The following is a 20,010-nucleotide window of genomic DNA, read 5'->3' as shown; positions in this document are numbered from 1 at the left end:
GCTTCCCATAAGTCTGTTTTGCCAAGAAGTAGCTATGTAAGGACGCTAGGGAGCCTTACAAGTATTATTGACCTTATAAACGTTCAAGCCCCTAAGTGAGAAGTGCTGAAAAGAGATAATAACAAGTTTTATTTCCTCTTAAAAACACTTAATGGAGGTGGCTTTACGCGTTATTGTTGGTAGAACTGAGAGAGGGTGGCTGTCCTAGCGAGGTGACTTCGGAGTATTTTCAGTAGGCACTTAGCGAACGTTTTGGATGGTATTTAGCCCACGTGTTTGAGGGAACCGAGTTTGTGGGCGTTCATCCAAAAAAGTGAGCTTAGTGCCTACTGAAAATGCGGAGCGGAACCACGCAGGATAGTCACCCTCTCTCAGTTCCGCCCAAATAGCCTAGTAAATTCCCCGACAAATTTCAATTTTTAAAATCCATCTCCTGCAACTAGCCATTTGCCATTTTCATTAGTTAAAACCACTCTTCTTGGGTATTCACCGTTTTGAAGTATACTTGTATCATTCGTTTCTATACGATAATTAACGGTATAAATTTTTGTTCGATTACTAGAAAGCTTGTCGTTCTCCTTGCTAAGCTTTATGTCTAAAATATCCACCTTCTTATAAAAAGTATTCATTAGCTGCCTTACTATGCCTTCATTAAATAAAGTAGTGTTATCCATGTTAGTAAACAAAATAACTAACCAAGTGTTAGTGGAAACCGTTTTGAAATAAGTCTTTGTATCACCATCCACCAAAGCTTTAAAATAAGTAGCGATGAGCTCTTCATCTGATGAATAGCCACCTCTTTCAAAATCAGCCATGACTGTTTCTGCTAAATAATCTACTGGTGTTAGACTTGTAACTTCATCAAAACTTTTTCCAGATAAGGTATAAAATGCAGCCGAATGTCTACCTGAATCCATATGCGCTCCTACTATCTTTCCTTCATACCTTATAACAATACCTCTTGCATCTGATATAGGCCTATCTGATTCCGGTAAAGACTCAACTAAGTAATAAATTTCTGCTGTGATAGATTTACCTAATACCCCTACATCTCCTAATTTCTCTCCATAATCTAAACCAATAGCCTTAGACATTTCTATACTTAGAGCAAAATAAAGATTTTCTATATCATTAGCGCTAGTTACTTCCAACGTTTTAGGTAGTCGCCTTTCACTACTTCCCATTAGAAAAGCTGGTGTATATCCATATTTGCCAAATAACTCTATGACATCTTCTGGTATCCTGCTTCCTTCTGGCCTATATTCTTCTGTAGCAGCTAGTAATCTAAATAACATTTCATCTAGTTGAAAGCTATACTCGCCATATTGAATCCACCCTTGTTCATATAAGGTATCATAATTGATATAAAGCTCTGCTAACTTTTCGTCCTTTTGATAAAATACAATGGGTTGATTTTTAACGCTGTTACCACTCATATCCTTCTCACTGATTATACTCGTGTCACTCCTTGCTAATAAAGCCAATATAAGCTGAATATGTCTTTCTTCAGTAATAGTAGCTGGTATGTAATCTGCCTCAAAATTATTAAAATAATCGTAAGATACTTCTATACGAGTAGTGTCTATTAAACTAGTAATTAGGTTCGCTAATTCTTTGTTTTTAATAGAAGCAACTTGTATGTTTTCTATATCAATTGGGTCTCTATATTGTTCTATCTTACTTGCTATCTGACTGCTATTTCCTATAGGAGCATTGTTATTTTCTTGTTGATTTGTAGCATCTTTCGCCCCTTCTGATATTGCTTGCTGCTTATTATAATCCTGATTCTTCATAGCCTCATTCTTTGCATCCTGATTTGTCGTATCTTGATTATTGGCACCTAAGGTATTAGGATTAGTTAAGCATATCCCTCCTATAATGACTACTAATCCTACTCCTAATACAATTCCTACTTTTGACAACTTTTTACCTTTGGCAATGACTTCGATCCTCTTTTTAGTGGTACTTTCTTTCCTTGCGAAAGCTATAACGCCTATGGATCCCCTCATCATAGTTGCCTCTTTAAATAAAACTTCCGAATAACTTACACGGCTCATATTGGTCTTTTCTAAGACCCTTACATCACACAAGATTTCTTGATCCTGCCTTATTTGTTTGAAAACAAAATAAACTACTGGATTAAACCAATACAACCCTTGAAGTAAAACAAGACACCAATTCACTAAAAGGTCTCCATAACGATAGTGAATCAATTCATGGGTTAAAATAGCACGGTACTCTTCCTCACTATAACCTGCCTTAAGAATCAGAATTGGTTTAAAAATGCCTGCTATACAAGTATTTTCTCCATATACCAAGGCTATCTTCTTTTTAATATGTAAATCCTTTTTAATTTGCTCTACTAACATTAGAAGCTTTTCATCACTTATAGGTAATAGTCGCCTACTCTTATAGCAAAAGCTTATGTAGCCCATTAGCATGTATGCAAAATATAGAATACAACCTAGTACATAAATAACTATAACTATCTTTGAGTTTCTTTCTTCGGGGGCATTTACAGCTACCAGTTGGTTTTCATCTTGTTCAAAAGCCTTAGAAAGGTCACTTATATGAAAGAATACATCACTTAGTGCTTCTAAATCATAGGTCGATATAGCTTTACCATCAGCTAATTTATCTTTACTATTATTTGAACTATCTTTATCCGGAAATAATGGCCCTTGATCATGGGTTACTGGATTATTTGTTGATGAACCCATTTCATCTTTCATTTGCCCCGTCATTGTTGTCAGCTGCATTCCCTCTTCTACTAGTGCTTTCTCATCTTTACCTTGCAAATAAATAGAAGAAGCCTCATTCCCCAATAAATTAAATATACTTAAGGAGCTTTCAGGAAACTGCACCATCATTAATCGCAGTAAAAAAATACCCCATAAATAATACTTTAGCTTCGGAGAAAGATTTTTCCCTATAAGTATCCGGGCAAGTATAATAACTGCAGCCGTTACAGTACTCATCACAAACACACTTACAAGCCACTGGCTAAGTATAGCTATTTCCATCTATTCTTCCTCCTTCATTTGATTAATTAGTTGTAGAATTTCCTCTCTTTCCTCCTTTGAAATCTTTCCTTCCTTTGCAAAACAAGCTACAAATTGACTAATAGACCCCTGGTAGATTCTCTCTAAAAAAGAACTTGCCTCCTCTTGTACACATCTTTCCTTATCAATCAGTGTACTATATTTATAAACACCTGTTGTCTGGTCTACAGATACAGCCCCCTTATCAATTAACCTAAGTAACATGGTACGAACTGTACCACTACTCCAACCTGTTTGTTCCTTAAGTTCTTTTGTAATTTGCTTTAACTCTAGTGCATCCTTCTCTAACTTTTGATTTTCCCATAATACATTCATAATGTACCACTCTGCTTCTGAAAGTTTCACTTGTTTATCCATATCGTCCTCCAAAAATAATAACAAATGTATCTATTTTTATAATAGTAACATTTGTTATTATTTTTATCAAGGATATTTTATTAAATATTCTAAATTTAAATCAATTTACTGATTAAATATTTTTTAGTTGCGTTTTACACTTGATACAATTTGCTTTCTTCCCATTCTGCTCTAGTGAGTTGATAATGCATAAGGTCTCCTACTAATTCTTCTCTTTGAAAGCTCTTTTCTTCCAAATGGGTTTGTTTCATACCCACTTTTTCTAAGATTCTCATGCTAGCAGGATTAACTGTTACAGCATCGGCCAAAATAACTGTAGCCTTCGTATTCTCAAATAACTCATCTACCAAAGCCTTTGCTACTTCAAATCCGAATCCTTTTCCCCAGTGGTTCTGACAAAGCTGATAATAAAGTCCATACTCCCCTTTTTCATCACTAACAGTAGGCACCCCCGCTACCCCTATCACCTCATTATGATGAAGAATAACCCAGTTATTCATATGTAGTGGATCTATAAACTTCTGGATATGCTCGATACGTGCCTTGCAATCCTCTATTGTCTTGCACCAAGGATTATAAGTATATTTTACAACTTCATAGTCACTCCACAGAGCTAATAGGTCTTTAGCATATTTTATTTCTATTGGTACCAATTGTAATCGTTTAGTTGTAATCATCTCTTTGCTTCCTTTCATAATAATTCTATTTGAAAGCCTTCACTCAATTGAAATTTGAAAAATAACGGCATAAAGTTAGGAGCCGCTAAGAAGTCCGAGAAATTGTCTTACTTCCATCTACTGTCTCGGCTCACTAAGAAACTCTAAACTCATAGCCCTTATGAACGGCTGAAAACTCGCTAACGCTCAGACACTCAGCCTAACACCCATAAGGGCTATTTCGTTAAGAGTTTCTTAGTTCACCTCCAAGGTAGCTTTCAGTAAGCCAATTTCTCTCCCTCCTTAGCTACTTCCTAGCAAACACATACTAAAAGTCACTTTATGCGTTATTGTTATAAGAAGCCAGAGGGCAAGCGTTCAGAGCAATAACGTATCAAGCTTCCTATAAGTCTGTTTTGCTATTGTTATTATCTCTTTTCTGCACTTCTCGTTTAGGGTCTTGAACGTTTATGAGATCAATGATGCTTGTAAGAAATGAGAGGATAAGGGCTGCCTGGAGGAATGACTTCGTAGTATTTTTTAGAAGCACTTGGCGAACTTTTTTGATGGGTTTTAGTGCGAGTGTTTGAATGAAATGAGTTTTCGCACGTTCATCAAAAAAGTGAGCCTTAGTGCTTCAAAAAATACGGAGCGGAATTCCGGAAGGTAGCCCTTATCCTCTCATTTCCGCCCAGCAGCATGCCTTATAAACGCTCAATAAATTTCTATTTATAGTCTATCTTATTCCAAATTAGTTTCACTCCTATTAATCTTTTTCTAATCATTATCCCTTTATTATAATCAAACACATTCATACTGTAGGAATAAACAAAAAAAATCTATTATGTCTTTTAAACACAATAGATTTTTTGTTAAATCCTAATCGACTCTTGCACCAAATGGCATAAGGGCTAATTTTGCAATTTTAAAAGATTGAAGCCCGAATGGAATTCCAATAATGGTAATGCAAAAAACAACTCCAATAATAGTAGCTTCAATAGCCAATGGAATACCACCAAATATAATCCATAAAATATTGCACAGAAGTGAACCTACGCCCCCACCGTAAGTTACTTCTTTTCCAAATGGGAAAAAAGCTAAACCTGCTAACTTAAAGCACTGTACACCTACAGGAATACCCACTAACGTGATGCACCATAAAAGGCCTATTCCAAGCCAACTCATCCCCATAATAAATCCACCGAATATAAACCAAATGATATTACCTAAAAAACTCATTGACTTCCTCCAATCATTTTGTATTATCTATATTACCATGTATATACCTTTATGAAAATAAAAGTGTTAATTTAAATACCACTTATTTATATGTAAAGTAAGAATACGTTATATCATCTTTATGAATATCAAAAATAGGATAGCGATAAGGATCAACGAATTTAAAGTAAGAATCCTCTGAAAGCATTAAATTGTAGACTTTATTTTTGGCAATATGACTTAAGTCCCCAGCGATTGCAAGAAGTAATATATTCCCTTCATCATAAAATTGACCCTTCTCCACAACTTCAACCACCAAAATATTACCTTCTCCCTTTAGCACATTGACTTCCTGTTTACTAAGTTGAGGAAGGATATCTCCTTCATATGTTGCTAAAAAGTCTTCGTAAGAACAAATATCATTTATGCTTACAGGAAATTTTGTTGTACATCTATTTGAAAGAATAGGACTTAAATCCCTTGCTTCAGCATATATGTCAATAGTATCAGATTTACCCAAATAAAACATATTAGAAAAGTCTTTTTGCTTAATGCACTCTATGATTTCTGCTTCGCTCATATCATCAGATACAAAACAAATATGAACCTGGTCATCCAAGAAAATATTCTTCTTAGTAGAATAGCGTCCTATGAAGTCTCCATTTTCTACAATGTTATGCCCCCACTCTCCCTCCACCCAACTTCCATAAATATTAATATAATTATTTGTATCTTCATTAATAATGTAATACCAATTTTCTCCACCATCTTCAAATAAATAAGAAGGTGCAAGAATTTCATTTGATAGCCTTTGCACTATAGGTGTCTTACTTTCAGTAACCTCATCGTAGTTAAGTACCTTCAACTTTCGAATTTTATCAATAAACCATTCAGTACCGACTCCCCATAAAACAGAAATATCCCCCCGTATCTCTACAATATCTCCTTCTTTTAAATCATATTTATCAATCTCACTATCTCTGCACTTAAAAATGCTATAGCACTCAACTTCCTTCTCATCATATAGACCACAGAAACTATCATCTCCCATATAGAGAAATGTCCTAGAAACGTTTTTTTCTGTACTTTCTCCACTATCAGGATGATGTCTATTCCATTCAGCAATAGCACTACATCCAGTAAATAATAGGCACATCATAAAACAACAAATCACCTTCCGCATATGAACCTCCCCCATAAGCAAAACATTGTTTCCCAAATTTTATAAATAGTATATCCCACACTTAGATTCATTAAAAGAACTTAAGTTGTTGTATTTTATTGCAAATCCAACGCTTGCAAGCCGGAAACCAGCACCCATATAATAACGTATAGAGTTTCTTGGTAAATGGAGATAGGAGCTAAAGGTAAGTTACTTAGCTAGACTACCTAGTGGCTATTTCGCTTAATCGTTATTATTCAAAATTCAATTTGATACTCAAAAAAACAGGACACTCCATCATGGAGTTTATCCTGTTTTTTATATCCTCTTTATTTCTCAATAACCTTGAAAGTATTTATGTAATTGCATTAGTTATTTATCTTATTCTTCATTTTCCAAGCATTTAACTGCTTTTGCATCTCAGATATAATATCATCTACTCCTGCTGCCTTAAGAGCTTTTTTTGCCCTTGGTAAATCCGTTGTGACATCTCCAGCTCCCAGTAGCATAGGGCGCACCTGTTTTTCCCATATTAAATTACAGTTTTCAATTTGAGTATAAACTGAATCTGGATTAAAAACAAAACCAATGGTTTTATCTATTTGTGCTTGTTCATTAAAGCTTTGCATCTCATTTATAAACTGGTTTTCCCTTTCATTAAAAGCATAATTTAACATCTGATTCCCAAAAGCCCAACCAAGACCTGGATTATACGCTCTCTCCTCTTCTCCAGCTTGAATAATATTTGTCTTGCCCTTGACCTTAATATAATGTTTACCTTCTATACCAAAGTTTAGAAGATTATTTAATGCTTTATCGGTATTAACCAATTCCAAGAACATCAGTGCTCTTTCAGGATTATTAGAAGTGGCAGAAATCGCTTGCATAGCACCTGTAGAATTCTTTGTACTCATAACAGCTTTAGTTAGGGGAATAGAAATGTATTCATACCCACTTCTAGCCTCTGCGTAATATGCTTGGCCTGGATATAACTCAGTTAGGCTACAAAAGATTTTTCCATACATTTCGTCTATAACATAATTTCCTTCTTCAGCTACTTCTTTACTTATAAAACCTTTTTGCACATAACTTTGCATTAATTTCATATAAGCTATCATTTCCGGTGTTTCTAATTGATTAATTACCTTATAATCCTTTGTATCGTAATAAACTCCACCAATCCATGTACTTGTTTGGCTAGTTACTTCACAGCCTAAGCTTCTCATATTTAACATCTCAGAAGGAGCTTCTACTGACCTCGGGTCTAAAACATACATTGAAGGTTCCTTCTTCTTTATTATTTCAAAAAAGGGCTCCATGTCTTCTAATTTTTTTACCTTTGATAAATCCATATTGTATTTCTGAACTAGATCCTTTCGAATTAATAGCCCATACTGAGTGGCCTTCTCTTTATTACTAGGAATGGCATAGCAACTGCCATTAACATAGGTTCCTTTTAAATAATCTTCTCCTAATAAAATAGTAGTTTTAGGTGCATAGGTAGGCAATAAGCTATCAAGAGATATAAAAGCACCTTGTGATGCACGAATATAATAATTATTGCTCCAATTACTAGTAAAACAAATATCAAATTCTTCTGCAGAGTTTATCATCTGTTGCATTTTTTTATCATAGTTCGTCCAGTCATAACATCTAAGCTTAATGCTACAATTAAGCGTTGTATTTTTAGCAATATACTCATTAATAGCTGTTTCGACCAATACTGTATCCTTTTCTTGCCCATTACCAACAAAATACCAAGTAAGTTTGATTGGCGGTAGTTGGGTTGAAACTTCCTCACAGTAAGCCGGCATTGTCAATACGATAATCCCCATTATTAACACAAATACCTTCATTATCTTCTTCATTGCATCTTCCCTTTTCTTAATTTACTTGCTCTATTTTATTTCATCTCCACCTATATTATAATTTACATTCTATAAATTTCAATATAATTTTTTCAATTCAAAATATTTAATATTAATATTAACTTTTATAAGTTGATGCATAGAAAAAAATAACAAAAAAGTAGCTTATTATTCATAATATGCTACCTTTTTTTAAATCTATAAAGTCTCTATGCTGCTACTTCTCAATAACTACTCTGCCCTTCATCTTAGCATCTACAGGCCCAGTTTCTGATAAACTTACCTTTTCATCATCTTTTAAATTCGGAAATACAATTGGTGTAATCAGTGATGGCACCTTATCCACAATTGCATCGATATCTACTGTAAGCAGTAAATCTCCTGCGTTAACTTCTTGGCCCTCTTCTACATGAGTTGTAAAGCCTTCACCCTTAAGCAAGATTGTATCCAGCCCAAAGTGCATCAGCACTTCATGCCCCTTTTTAGTTTGAATAACAATAGCATGTTTACTTGGGAATACCGTAAGAATGGTTCCATCTATAGGTGCATAAAGCTTACCTTCCGTTGGCTTAATAGCAAAGCCTTGCCCCATCATTCCTTCAGAGAATACAGGGTCTGGAATTTCTTTTAAAGTAAGGAGCTCTCCCTTCATTGGTATGAGTAAACTCTCAACGATCTTACCATGTCCATCACCCTTCGTCATTTCAAAACTTGCAGATTTAACTGGCTGACTCTTTGATATTTCTTCTTGTACACTTCCCATAGCAATATCAATATCTTCTGGTTTAACACGGCCTTCCATAATATCTAAAATGTCATTCTTAATATTATCTGATCGTCCACCAAAAATAGCTTGTACATTGTCGCCTACTTCTAGTACGCCTGTAGCTCCTAAAGCTTTTAAAGCTTCTTTATCAACTTCATTTTTATTATGAAGCCCAACACGAAGTCTAGTAATACAGGCATCTATATTTTTGATATTTTGCTGACCACCTAATGCTGCTAAAACTCTAGCAGCTAATACAATGCCTTTTGCTGCACCTTTACTGTCTTCGGTAACGCCATCATCTTCATCTTCTCGCCCAGGTGTTTTTAGATTAAGTCTTCTAATAAAGAAGTCAAAAATCAAATAATATATTGCAAAGAATACAATACCTACTACTATGATGTAATACCACCTCGTAGGTACTCCTGCTCCTGCTGGAAGTAATCCAAAAAGAGCAAAGTCTATTAATCCTCCCGAGAAGGTCATCCCTACAAATACATTTAAAAGGTCCATAATCATATAGGATAATCCTGCAATAACTGAGTGAATTGCATATAAAATTGGTGCTACGAATAAGAAAGTAAATTCAATAGGTTCTGTAATACCTGTAACAGCTGCAGTTAAAGCTGCTGATGCCAGAAGTCCCCCGACATAAGCTTTCTTTTCCGGCCTAGCATTCTTGTACATAGCTAGAGCCGCTCCACCTAACCCAAAAATCATAAATGGGAATTTACCGGCCATAAAACGTGTGGTTCCTTGCACGACTTGTGCCATAGTGACTGCATCCGCTCCCACTAAAGCTGACATATTAGAAAGTTGTGCAAAATAAGCTGTATTAGCACCATCTACAATAGTTGTTGCACCATTTGGTAGGAAGACTGTTCCTTCTACAAAGGCTGTATACCAAAATGGTGTGTAAAAAACATGGTGAAGTCCTACTGGAATTAGACCTCTTTCAATGGTTCCGTAAAGGAAGGTTCCTAGTGCCCCTAATTCATTAACCCATTTAGCAATAACAGCTATACCATTTTGTACAACTGGCCATATAAAGGATAAAATAACACCCACAACAAGCATAACTACTGCAGTCACAATAGGTACAAAACGTGATCCTCCAAAGAAGCCTAGGACTTGTGGCAGTTGAATTTTATGATAGCGATTGTGCAAAATGGAGGCTATAATACCTGCAATCATACCACCAAATACCGAGAGGTTAAGTGTAAAAATACCCAAAGTTGTACTTACATAAGAGCTATACTGCGCTGGTGTATGATCGGGTGTTAATATACCCAAAGGCGTAACACCTAGTCCTAGCATCGTTGAAATCGCTGTGTGCATGATAATGAAACCAACTGCCCCTGCTAATGCCGCTGTTCCCTTATCTGAATTAGCTAAGCCTACCGCTATTCCTATAGCAAACAGCAATGGCAAATTTCCAAATACAATATCTCCTACATTTCTCATAACGGTTAAGGCAACTGTTACACCACGTAGATTAATAAAAGAAATTAACCCCTCATAAATAGCAGGTGGATTTTCTAAAGCCGCTACATTAAGTAATGCACCACCTACACCTAGTAAAATACCTGCGGCAGGCAATAATGCAATAGGAAGCATAAAAGCTTTTCCTACTCGTTGCAATATTCCAAAGGCATTGCTCATCCTATTACTTTCTTGCTTCATTTTTTTCCTCCTTAATAGCTTGTTGTCTTATATTCCTTACATCCGCTAATCTTTTTTGCTCTTTAGCCTTTTTTTTAAAAACATAACTGTAGGCTAAATACACAATTAATACTACGATTGCTATAATAGCTGCTACGGCAAGCCAACTATCTTCTGTAAGGGGACGAAGAGGCAAACTTAGCAACAAGGTTTCTATTTTAAATAATCTCATTTAAATTTTTCCTCCTACATTTCTAGCAAAGTACTTTATCTGAATTAGTATGTGTTAATTTATTTCAATATATTTATGATATGTACTTATTTGTCTTTCTTCTTCTAATTTGATTTATATTGCTACAAATCTTCATTATTTCCCGGAAAATAGGCTATAACATAGCATTTCTATCATTTTTAGTTTAAAATAATACTATCTTGTTAACGCAGTTTACACAAAAAAGGAGTATCTTATATGAAAAAATTCAAAAAATTAACTTTGTTGTTTTGTATAACGATCTTTTCATTTCAATTAGTTGCTTGTAATAAAGAAGTTCCAGCATCTTCTACCGAAGCACCTATTACTTTTGAAAAACAATATGAAGAAGGCGTCTTAGATACCTTTACTAATCCACACGGTACTTTCTCTATTGATTTGCCAAAAGAATGGCTACAGGACGCTAGCGCAGGTGTAGATACTATTCTAGCTGCTCAAGATGAATCCATGCCTATTAGTGTGATGATTACAAAATATAGTAAAGACTCTTCTCTTCTTGAAGATATTAAAGAAGATACACTCGATGCCTTTATCAATCTCTATGAAGAAAAAGGTATTCCAAAGCTATTAACTATGGTAACTCCTTCTCCTTTAGAAGCAGTAAGCCTCGATAACTTTCCTAATGCAAAAGGATACGAAATAGCCTTTGCTGAGGATGATATTAATAACAAAGGCTATTATCTTTACACAGAAGGTAAAGATGCTTTTTATGCTATAACAATCAGCGGCAAGGCTGCACTTTATGATGAACACATTTCTAAACTCAAAGGCACGCTTAATACTCTCAAAGAATTCGAAATCCAAAGCATTGACTAATACTAAATCAAGGAAGTGTCACGAAATGCATAAACTCCCTCTAAAAATGAATATTAACTTTACTAAATAGTAAAAGGGCTATAAAACGAGTATGTAACCTCTCGTTTTATAACCCTTTTATTCTTGAATATTTATAAATATTAATGACCTCATAGCACATTTATTTATTATTTACTACTTGAACTGCTTCATCTTGCTAGTAGTATACTATTAAGATATGACACATGAATTGTACAAGGTTACACTTGCTTTTTCTTAGATAACTTTCCACGCAAAAATTTATAAATACCATATAAAATCTTAAATACTATATATCCAATCCCTGCTCCTATGGTATTGAGAATAACATCATCAATATCTGTCACACCAGTACAAAGTATGTATTGCAGTATTTCTATAGATGCAGAAACAATTGCTCCTATAAGCATTACTCTTCCTGGTTTTCTCTGACTTATAAATAAAGCAGGCACTAAGGCACCTAAAGGTACAAACCATATAAAATTCCCAATGACATTATAAAATAAATGCCACCAAACACCCTTGACCGTCCAATTCCATAGTTCTACCATAGGCGTCATATTAACTCTGGTATTTCTGGCCATCATATTGCTTATATCCCACCCAATACCTCCAAAACGTAAGGCTGTAATTTGATATAAACATAACAAATAGAAAATAAACAGTATGACTGCTATCTCTTTCTTCCAATTTTTTATAGGCCATCTTCCCTTACGACGTAAGTACATTCCTCTTATAAACATAATAGGTATGAAAAATAATGTGGCAACAATAAATGTTACATATACATATCTAATAATCTCATCGATTGCCATTGTATTCTTCTCCTATCCTTTATTCTTACTAGATGTAATAGCCTACCACCTAGCTTACAATCTATATTCAACGACTCTGTTTTTCAGTATAAACTAAAATCTACTTAAATTAAAGTATAAATAAATGCTATTTACACTACTTATCCACATTTTTATAGCATTTCTCATTTCAGGTCGAACATATATTCTATCTTATCCACATTTTCTTTGATTTTATCCCAAATTTGTGAATAACTCTGCATAAACTAAAAAAGCACCTCCTCTTAACCACAGCGAGGAGATACCTTTTATATTATTAGTTTCTTTTATCGCCTGTTGCAATAAAAGTATTACCAGTCACTTTTGTATAATTAACAAAATCAAATCCACTCTTGCTTAAAAACTCCTTTACTTCATCTTCAGCATAAATTCTTAAGCCTCCATCTTTACTAAGAGGATTAAGTAGATTTTTAACAGCTCTTAGAGAACTTGCTGTACAGAAATCACATAAAACAATTTTTCCCCCTACTTTAAGTACACGATACATCTCTCTTATCATAAGCTGAGGGTTTGTCGTGTATCTCAAAATATCACTTCCCACAACTACATCAAAACGTTTATTTTCAAAAGGTATCGCTTCTGCATCTCCTTGGATAAGTTCCACTCTCTTTGGTAATTTATCTCTAGCTACTTTAAGCATTTCTTCTGAAAAATCTATGCCAAAAGCCTTTACTTGTGGTTTACGATCTAGGATTTCATATAATAAGCTTCCTGTCCCACATCCCACATCTAAAACGGTTTCAAACCGAATAGGCATTAAGGTATTTAGCATATACGGATAACTTTGTCTAGCAAACTGACTTGCCTTGCTATTGTCGTATTCTCGTGCCTCATGGTCAAAATTACTCTTTATTTTCTCTTTATTTTTATCCATAATCACCCCTCCTTACCTATCAAACTACTTGTAGGATTTAATAACGCCCCTATACTACTCATCTTACTCTGAATTATGGAAATTAAAAAGGTGTTTTTTGATTTTTCATTAAAATTATACATATTGCATAAACTCATTTGGAACTAATAACTATTTAAGAAGTTTTTCTTTTACGTTAATAAGCACTTGCCTACACCACTCAGCCTTGAATTTTTCCTCATCCCAAGGTTCTCTGACTTTAATACAATCCTTACTCACCAGAAAATCAATTGTTTCCTTATAGCTAGCACAATCATACTTCTTGCCAATTCGTTCTATCATTTGCTTTACATAAGTTAACTTCATTGTTTTAGTGTTGCCCCATATTTTTAAGTCAAGCTGTATACCTGCACTAATAAGCGCCTTAACTGCATCAATCAGAACTTGATCCTCCTCAAGTATATCCAGCACCTTCTTTACATCTTCTTTGAGCTGCTTCCATGCAATAGAATGCTCTACATAGTATTTAGGACATATCTTACCAGTTATATCATAGTGCCTTAGAAGTGCTTCTTCTGGGTTCAAACCATAACGTCTGCAAATATTAGCACATAAACTAACCAAAGAAACATAAGTAGCTGAATTAAACTTGCCTCCTTGATCTGGATGGCAATTCTCAATACCTATACTATAACTATTGGCTGGACCTGCATGATAAGCTAATTCACTTTCTGGTATGCACTGAATAATCTCCCCCTGAAGTCCTACAATATAGTGGGCACTTGCATAAGTCCCTCCCTCTTTCAAGCTTTCAAAATAATTACAATTTTCCATAGCTGTGCTACCTGGATTACCTACCCAGTGAATAACAATATGAGTAACCTTCCTTAGTAGTTTTTGAGGTCTGCTATATGCATTTGGCGTAAGTAGTACTTGTGTAATTTTCATTTCTAATCCCCCTTAATCAAAATCAGCTTTCATTCTTTATATGTGATAGCTCGCTTAATGTCTTGTCATCACTCGTTCCTTATATAAAGCTTTTCTGAAAGTATTTTTTTAGGGAGGCCGTACCTATCTTATTTCTCTCGTAATATCTACAATCTCTGCCTCACAATTTTCTTCAATGAAGTCTAAAATGTGGTCCATGGTACTATCACAGTTAGCAGTATGCGCTGCAATCATAGCAATACCTATAACAATAGTTTGATGAATATCCTGCTCAGCTATTTCACAAACTGATACATTAAATTTATTACGTAGTTTGCCCATAATGCTTTTTACAATCATACGCTTTTCTTTCAAAGAATGTACATAAGGTGCGTGAAGTTTGATTTTAAGTATTCCAACTAACATAAGATGCCTCCTTCTTGTTGTGACAAGGTCTTGACTGCCTTTACTTTATCATATGCAATAATGCCACACTTGACTCACTAAAACCTTTTATCTTCTTACGAATCTAGGTTATTATTTCCTTCATCACTGCAAAAAACTCTCTAAAATAATAATTAGGAATCAAATAGAAATAGCTTTTAGCCCCTATTCCACCTACTCTTCTTCCCATATCACTAGCAATCATCCTTGCTCTTAAAACATGAAAACGGTTGGTTACGATACTAATACTACTATTTGCTTTTATCTCATCGATGATTGCAAAAGAATATTTTAAGTTCTCATAGGTGCTAGTAGACCGATCTTCTAAAATCAACCTTTCTTCTTCAATACCTTTTTCCACTAAATAACGCCTCATCGCTTCTGCTTCGGTCATGATTTCATCAGGGCCTTGGCCTCCTGATAACACCGCTTTAGTTTGTGGATTAGCCATCAAATAATCATAAGCACTCTCTAAACGATATTGCAGTGTCATAGAAGGTGCATTTCCCCTTACCTGTGCCCCTAATATAATAATAAAGTCACAGGCTTCACCTGGTACACTCTTAAAACCTGACCATACAATAAAGCTTTCTACCCCTACAAAAACAAGCATTCCCATAGCAAAAAGAACTTTTATAAACTTTATCCCAAAGCATTTATTAAAAATTCTTTTAAAAGAAAGTAGAGTGGCCACTACCTCTACACCTAACCATACAGGTACCATCCCTGCTGCTCCTCCAAACACAAATAATATTATAATTTGTAGTAAGGAAAACACTGCTAAACTTCTAAAAAAATAAATCATATCCTTCCCCCCTTTAAGAATAAATGATCCATAACATTAAAGAAGAGAATGATTTTCACCATTCTCTTAAATCTTTCTAGCTAAAATATTAAGCCATTTTTCATTTGTACGTTCTGGCCTTATATCATTACTAACATGCATTTCTTCTATTTTAAAACCAGCTTCTATAAAAAAGCCTTCTGCCCTTTCTTCTTTTAAGTCTAGGAAATAACGACCATTTCTTTCTCCTTCAAAGTCCCCATATTTAAAAGAAGCATAGAGAACCCCATTTGGCTTTAGATGATAAGCACATCTTCTTAGTACCGCTGGTAATTCCTCACTTGGTACATGTAAGAGAGAGGCACTAGCCCATATCCCATCAAAATTAAGTTTAAAGTCCATATCTTGAAAACGACAATAATACACTGACTGGCCTATGTATTCTCCAGCAAATTGACACATTTCTGCGCAGGCATCCATCGCCACCACATAATAGCCTAATTTTTTAAATGCTAAGCTATCTCTGCCTGAGCCGCAACCTGCATCTAAAATAACACCGCCCTCTGGTACTAACTTTAAAAAAGGTTCATAATGCATTTGCATATCCAAGTTAACTGTACCAGCTAAAAATTCCTGTGCATGTTCATTGTAATAACAACTCATAGACGTCCTCTTTCTATTTTTGATATTTACCTATTAACTGTTTTTCTTTTGTCTCCTACTGTATACTAACTAGTTTCCATTGTTGCCTCATTTATATTACCTCTTTTTAGTTAATCACTATTTTGAAATAAGGTCAAGCAGATAAATTAAAATTTGTCTTGGCGTTTATGAGAAGTACGTCTGAGAGAAAATGAGTGGGTATGGGTGCCTTCCGTTGTTCCGGTTCACATTTTTTGAAGCACTAAGTTCACTTATTTAGATGAACGGCAGAACTCACTTCGTTCAAACAGCTGCCTAAAACCCATCTAAAACGTTCACTAAGTGCTTCTAAAAAATGCTCCCAAGTCACTACTCCAGGCACCCATACCCACTCATTTTCACAAACGTTGTTGACCTCATAAACATCCAAGACAGTGAAGCAGCGTGGAAAGAAGGCGTAACGACAGTTAAAAAATACTCGAAGCCGAGGGCAGGCGCCCAAGGCAATAACGTATAAAGCTTCCCATAAGTCTATTTTGCCAAGAAGTAGCTCTGTAAGGAAGCTAGGGAGCCTTACAAGCATTATTGATCTCTTAAGTGTTCAAACCCCTAAGTGCAAAGTGCAGAAAAAAGATAATAACAAGTTTTGTTTTTTCTTGAAAACACTTAATGGAGGCGACTTTACGCGTTATTGCTGGTAGAACTGAGAGAGGGTGGCTGCCTGACGGGATGACTTCGGAGTATTTTCAGTAGGCACTTAGCGAACGTTTTGGATGGTACTTAGTCTACGTGCCCCCGGGAACCGAGTTTGTGGGCGTTCATCCAAAAAAGTGAGCTTAGTGCCTACTGGAAATGCGGAGCGGAACCACGATAGGTAGCCACCCTCTCTCAGTTCCGCCCATATAGCCCGTAAAGTCCTCGACAAATTTCTATTTAAATAAGGAAGTTAATTACTAAAAAATAGGGAGAAGGAATACTGTAGCTATCAAAATAAGCATTTCTTTCCTTAGTAAAAGGACAAAAATGCTTATTTGATGAAAAAGGGGATATGTTATGTGTTAGCACTGCTTAAGTACTAGGCCTTCATAGGCTTTAAGGTTAAGACTTATGTGCTTAGAGTTGTTTTCTGTAATAGTTTCAGGATTGCCAAATGCCACCTGCCACTTATTATTTTCTGCTGGGATAGTGTAGGTAGCCTCATTAGGAGTGTTCGCTAGGATTACCCAAAAACGTTCTGTTTCCTCCCTACGTTCAAATACATAGAGACCTTTTGCTTCATCCACTATAATCACCTTGAAGGTGCCACTTGTAAAAGCCTTGCTACTTTTTCTTAGGCTAATAAGTGCTTTATAGTAGTCTATCATTTTTTGCTCTCGGGTATTAGGGCTCCATATCATTGGTTTCCTATATTCCAGTTCTTTTTCGCCACTTATTAAGAGCTCATCACCATAGAGAATAGAAGGAACACCGACAAAGGTAAGTAAAAATAAAGCTGCTAAGCTTAACTTTCTTTCATCCTCTTTAGCATAATGTAAAAAGCGTGGTACATCATGGCTATCTATTAAATTCATTTGAGCGTAGGTCACTTGTCTTTGATATCTCATGAGCATTTGATTAATGCCATAGTTAAAGGCTGTTACACTCATACTCCCTTTAGCAAAAAATTCACGGCAAAGATTAGTGAATCGGTAATTCATAGTAGAGTCAAATTGTTCTCCTTGAAGCCAAACTTCTGAATCCTCCCAGATTTCTCCTATTAAGAAGGCATCTGACTTAATGGCTTTAACTGCCTTTCTAAAAGCCCTCCAAAAGTCATGGTTCACTTCATTGGCTACATCTAATCGCCAACCATCAATGTCGGCTTCCTGCAACCAATAGGTTCCCACCTTGCAGAAATAATCAATAACTGCTGGATGCCCCGTATTTAGCTTAGGCATTTCTTTTACATATGCAAAAGCTTCATAGTTAGGAGGTGTTGTAAACTCTATAGGAAATTTCAAGCTATAAAACCAGTCTTTATAAGGAGACATTTCTCCTTTTTCTAAAACATCCTTAAACGCAAAGAATTGGGCACCACAATGGTTAAATACACCATCTAAAATCACCTTTATCTCTCTTTTATGACAAGCTGCTACCAGTTCCTTTAAATCTTGTTTCGTCCCAAAGCAAGGGTCCACATCAAAGTAATCCATAATATCATACTTATGATATTCCCCTGCCACAAATATCGGATTTAAATAAATACAATTAATCCCTAACTCTTCTATATAATCTAAATTTGCCTCAATCCCTTTTAACGTTCCACCATTCAGTGTACTGGAACGTTCTTTTAAATGATTCATCTTCTCTATTGGCTGCTGAGCAATACTACCTTTTTCTGTAGCAAAGCTATCTGGGAAAATTTGATACATGACAGCATCCTTTGCCCAATCTGGAATAATCGCCATATCTTCTCTTCTAATGTATGGGAATTGAAAATATTCAGTGCGATCTTCTCCTGGCTTTTCTAGAAACTGCTGTCCATAATAGTAATAATGAGTACTTTCATCCTCTAAATAAAAGTAATAACACACTCTTGTATAATCACTTACTAGCTCTGCTTCATAATAGTCAAACAGTGCATCACTAGCTACTTTCTTCATTGAAATTGAGAAAACCTGTATAGGATTAGTAGGATGTACTCTGTCTCCATAAAATAGTTCACATCGTCTTACATCATTCTTTCCCGTCCTTAACCTAATTACTAGCGTACGTTCTGTTAAAGCAAAGGCATACTGAGAAAGAGGGATATGCATAATAGCTTCTAGTTTCATTAGTATTTCACTCCTCCCGCTGTTAACCCAGATACTAAGTACCTTTGGATGCCAAAGAAAATAAGTAACGTAGGTATAGATGTCATCATAGAACCTGCCGCAAATACTGGCCAGTTTCTAGTGTAGTCTGTTCCTTGAAGTGAATATAAACCTGCTGCCAAAGTATATTTATTGGCATCACTTAAGAAGTTTACGGCATAAATATATTCATTCCAAGTCGTAATAAAAATCATCATAGCTGTTACAATAATAGCCGGCCTAGCTAAAGGAAGTACTATACGCGTCAGTATAGTGAAGTTACCAGCTCCATCAATCATAGCAGCTTGTTCTATATCTATAGGAATCGATTCAAAATAACCTTTTAAATTCCAAATACTAAAGATAATCATAGCTCCTGTATATACAATAATAAGTCCCGCATAACGATTCATTAATGAAAAGGTAGTAAACAAACGATAAATAGCTACCATAGATAACACAGAAGGAAATGCATTTAGCAAAAGTAGTGCAAATAAAGAACTACTTTTCCCTTTGAACTTCATCCTTGTATAAGCGTAAGCTGCTGGTAATGCCACTCCCAAGGCTACTATTACTGTACTTACCGTTAAGATTAAACTATTTTTAAGCCAAGTCAAAAAAGGCTTTTCAAATAAAATAATACGATAGTTATTTAAAGTAGCTTGGTCCGGTATTAGCTGAAAATGTGAACTTAATAGGGAATTGGAGGATTTTAGAGATACAGAAATGGTATATAAAATCGGAACCAAGAAAATAAGACAAATGATAATAAGTACAATATGAGTTCCTATGTGATAAGTTTTCTTATTAATCTTCATC

17 protein-coding genes are annotated in these 20,010 nt (G+C 35.2%); 1 reads left to right on the top strand and 16 read right to left on the bottom strand.

The window, feature by feature from the left end; genetic code table 11:
- Window positions 1–419 precede the first annotated feature (419 nt).
- The 8 genes from EKH84_RS04920 to EKH84_RS04885 all read right to left on the bottom strand — a co-directional run bounded on the left by EKH84_RS04920 (window position 420) and on the right by EKH84_RS04885 (window position 10,983).
- Window positions 420–3,023, bottom strand: a complete 2,604-nt coding sequence (locus EKH84_RS04920) for a M56 family metallopeptidase (protein WP_127065401.1) — start codon at window positions 3,021–3,023, stop codon at window positions 420–422.
- A complete protein-coding gene (locus tag EKH84_RS04915) occupies window positions 3,024–3,419 on the bottom strand; it encodes a BlaI/MecI/CopY family transcriptional regulator (RefSeq protein ID WP_127065400.1) in 396 nt (131 codons plus the stop codon).
- A 134-nt stretch (window positions 3,420–3,553) separates the two neighbouring features.
- Window positions 3,554–4,096 carry a GNAT family N-acetyltransferase gene (locus EKH84_RS04910; protein WP_190283490.1) on the bottom strand — a complete coding sequence of 181 codons (543 nt, stop codon included), beginning with the start codon at window positions 4,094–4,096 and terminating at the stop codon, window positions 3,554–3,556.
- Between the two features lie 858 nt (window positions 4,097–4,954).
- Entirely contained in the window at window positions 4,955–5,314 is a 360-nt protein-coding gene (locus EKH84_RS04905; protein WP_127065398.1) for a YccF domain-containing protein, read from the bottom strand.
- 82 nt (window positions 5,315–5,396) lie between these two features.
- Window positions 5,397–6,476: a hypothetical protein gene (locus EKH84_RS04900; protein WP_127065397.1), complete on the bottom strand. Its 1,080-nt coding sequence runs from the start codon at window positions 6,474–6,476 to the stop codon at window positions 5,397–5,399.
- A gap of 347 nt (window positions 6,477–6,823) precedes the next feature.
- Window positions 6,824–8,323: an ABC transporter substrate-binding protein gene (locus tag EKH84_RS04895; RefSeq protein WP_127065396.1), complete on the bottom strand. Its 1,500-nt coding sequence runs from the start codon at window positions 8,321–8,323 to the stop codon at window positions 6,824–6,826.
- Window positions 8,324–8,540: 217 nt separating this feature from the next.
- Window positions 8,541–10,772, bottom strand: a complete 2,232-nt coding sequence (locus tag EKH84_RS04890; protein WP_127065395.1) for a PTS transporter subunit IIABC — start codon at window positions 10,770–10,772, stop codon at window positions 8,541–8,543.
- On the bottom strand, window positions 10,756–10,983 hold the full coding sequence (locus EKH84_RS04885; RefSeq protein ID WP_127065394.1) for a hypothetical protein: 228 nt from the start codon (window positions 10,981–10,983) through the stop codon (window positions 10,756–10,758). The genes EKH84_RS04890 and EKH84_RS04885 overlap by 17 nt, the downstream gene beginning before the upstream one ends.
- A 237-nt stretch (window positions 10,984–11,220) precedes the next feature.
- On the opposite strand from EKH84_RS04885, the gene EKH84_RS04880 reads away from it, so the two are divergent.
- Entirely contained in the window at window positions 11,221–11,838 is a 618-nt protein-coding gene (locus EKH84_RS04880) for a hypothetical protein (protein WP_013655357.1), read from the top strand.
- 239 nt (window positions 11,839–12,077) lie between these two features.
- Here EKH84_RS04880 and EKH84_RS04875 read toward each other — a convergent pair whose 3' ends face one another.
- The 8 genes from EKH84_RS04875 to EKH84_RS04840 all read right to left on the bottom strand — a co-directional run bounded on the left by EKH84_RS04875 (window position 12,078) and on the right by EKH84_RS04840 (window position 20,009).
- Complete coding sequence (locus EKH84_RS04875; RefSeq protein WP_127065393.1) at window positions 12,078–12,671, bottom strand: VanZ family protein; 594 nt, start codon at window positions 12,669–12,671, stop codon at window positions 12,078–12,080.
- 295 nt (window positions 12,672–12,966) lie between these two features.
- Window positions 12,967–13,584 carry a class I SAM-dependent methyltransferase gene (locus EKH84_RS04870; RefSeq protein ID WP_127065392.1) on the bottom strand — a complete coding sequence of 206 codons (618 nt, stop codon included), beginning with the start codon at window positions 13,582–13,584 and terminating at the stop codon, window positions 12,967–12,969.
- Between the two features lie 150 nt (window positions 13,585–13,734).
- Entirely contained in the window at window positions 13,735–14,511 is a 777-nt protein-coding gene (locus tag EKH84_RS04865) for a peptidoglycan recognition protein family protein (RefSeq protein ID WP_127065391.1), read from the bottom strand.
- Window positions 14,512–14,634: 123 nt separating this feature from the next.
- On the bottom strand, window positions 14,635–14,916 hold the full coding sequence (locus tag EKH84_RS04860; RefSeq protein ID WP_013655353.1) for a DUF503 domain-containing protein: 282 nt from the start codon (window positions 14,914–14,916) through the stop codon (window positions 14,635–14,637).
- A 103-nt stretch (window positions 14,917–15,019) separates the two neighbouring features.
- On the bottom strand, window positions 15,020–15,739 hold the full coding sequence (locus EKH84_RS04855) for a YdcF family protein (protein WP_127065390.1): 720 nt from the start codon (window positions 15,737–15,739) through the stop codon (window positions 15,020–15,022).
- Window positions 15,740–15,805: 66 nt separating this feature from the next.
- Window positions 15,806–16,381: a class I SAM-dependent methyltransferase gene (locus EKH84_RS04850; protein ID WP_013655351.1), complete on the bottom strand. Its 576-nt coding sequence runs from the start codon at window positions 16,379–16,381 to the stop codon at window positions 15,806–15,808.
- Between the two features lie 1,037 nt (window positions 16,382–17,418).
- Window positions 17,419–19,173 carry a glycoside hydrolase family 13 protein gene (locus tag EKH84_RS04845; RefSeq protein ID WP_127065389.1) on the bottom strand — a complete coding sequence of 585 codons (1,755 nt, stop codon included), beginning with the start codon at window positions 19,171–19,173 and terminating at the stop codon, window positions 17,419–17,421.
- Complete coding sequence (locus tag EKH84_RS04840) at window positions 19,173–20,009, bottom strand: sugar ABC transporter permease (protein WP_127065388.1); 837 nt, start codon at window positions 20,007–20,009, stop codon at window positions 19,173–19,175. The genes EKH84_RS04845 and EKH84_RS04840 overlap by 1 nt, the downstream gene beginning before the upstream one ends.
- Window position 20,010: the final 1 nt, after the last annotated feature.

Origin of the sequence: Cellulosilyticum sp. WCF-2, assembly GCF_003990395.1 — a bacterium.
Taxonomy (GTDB): domain Bacteria; phylum Bacillota; class Clostridia; order Lachnospirales; family Cellulosilyticaceae; genus Cellulosilyticum; species Cellulosilyticum lentocellum.
The sequence above is the reverse complement of the archived record's forward strand: the minus strand, read 5'-3'. Positions and strand labels throughout refer to the sequence as shown.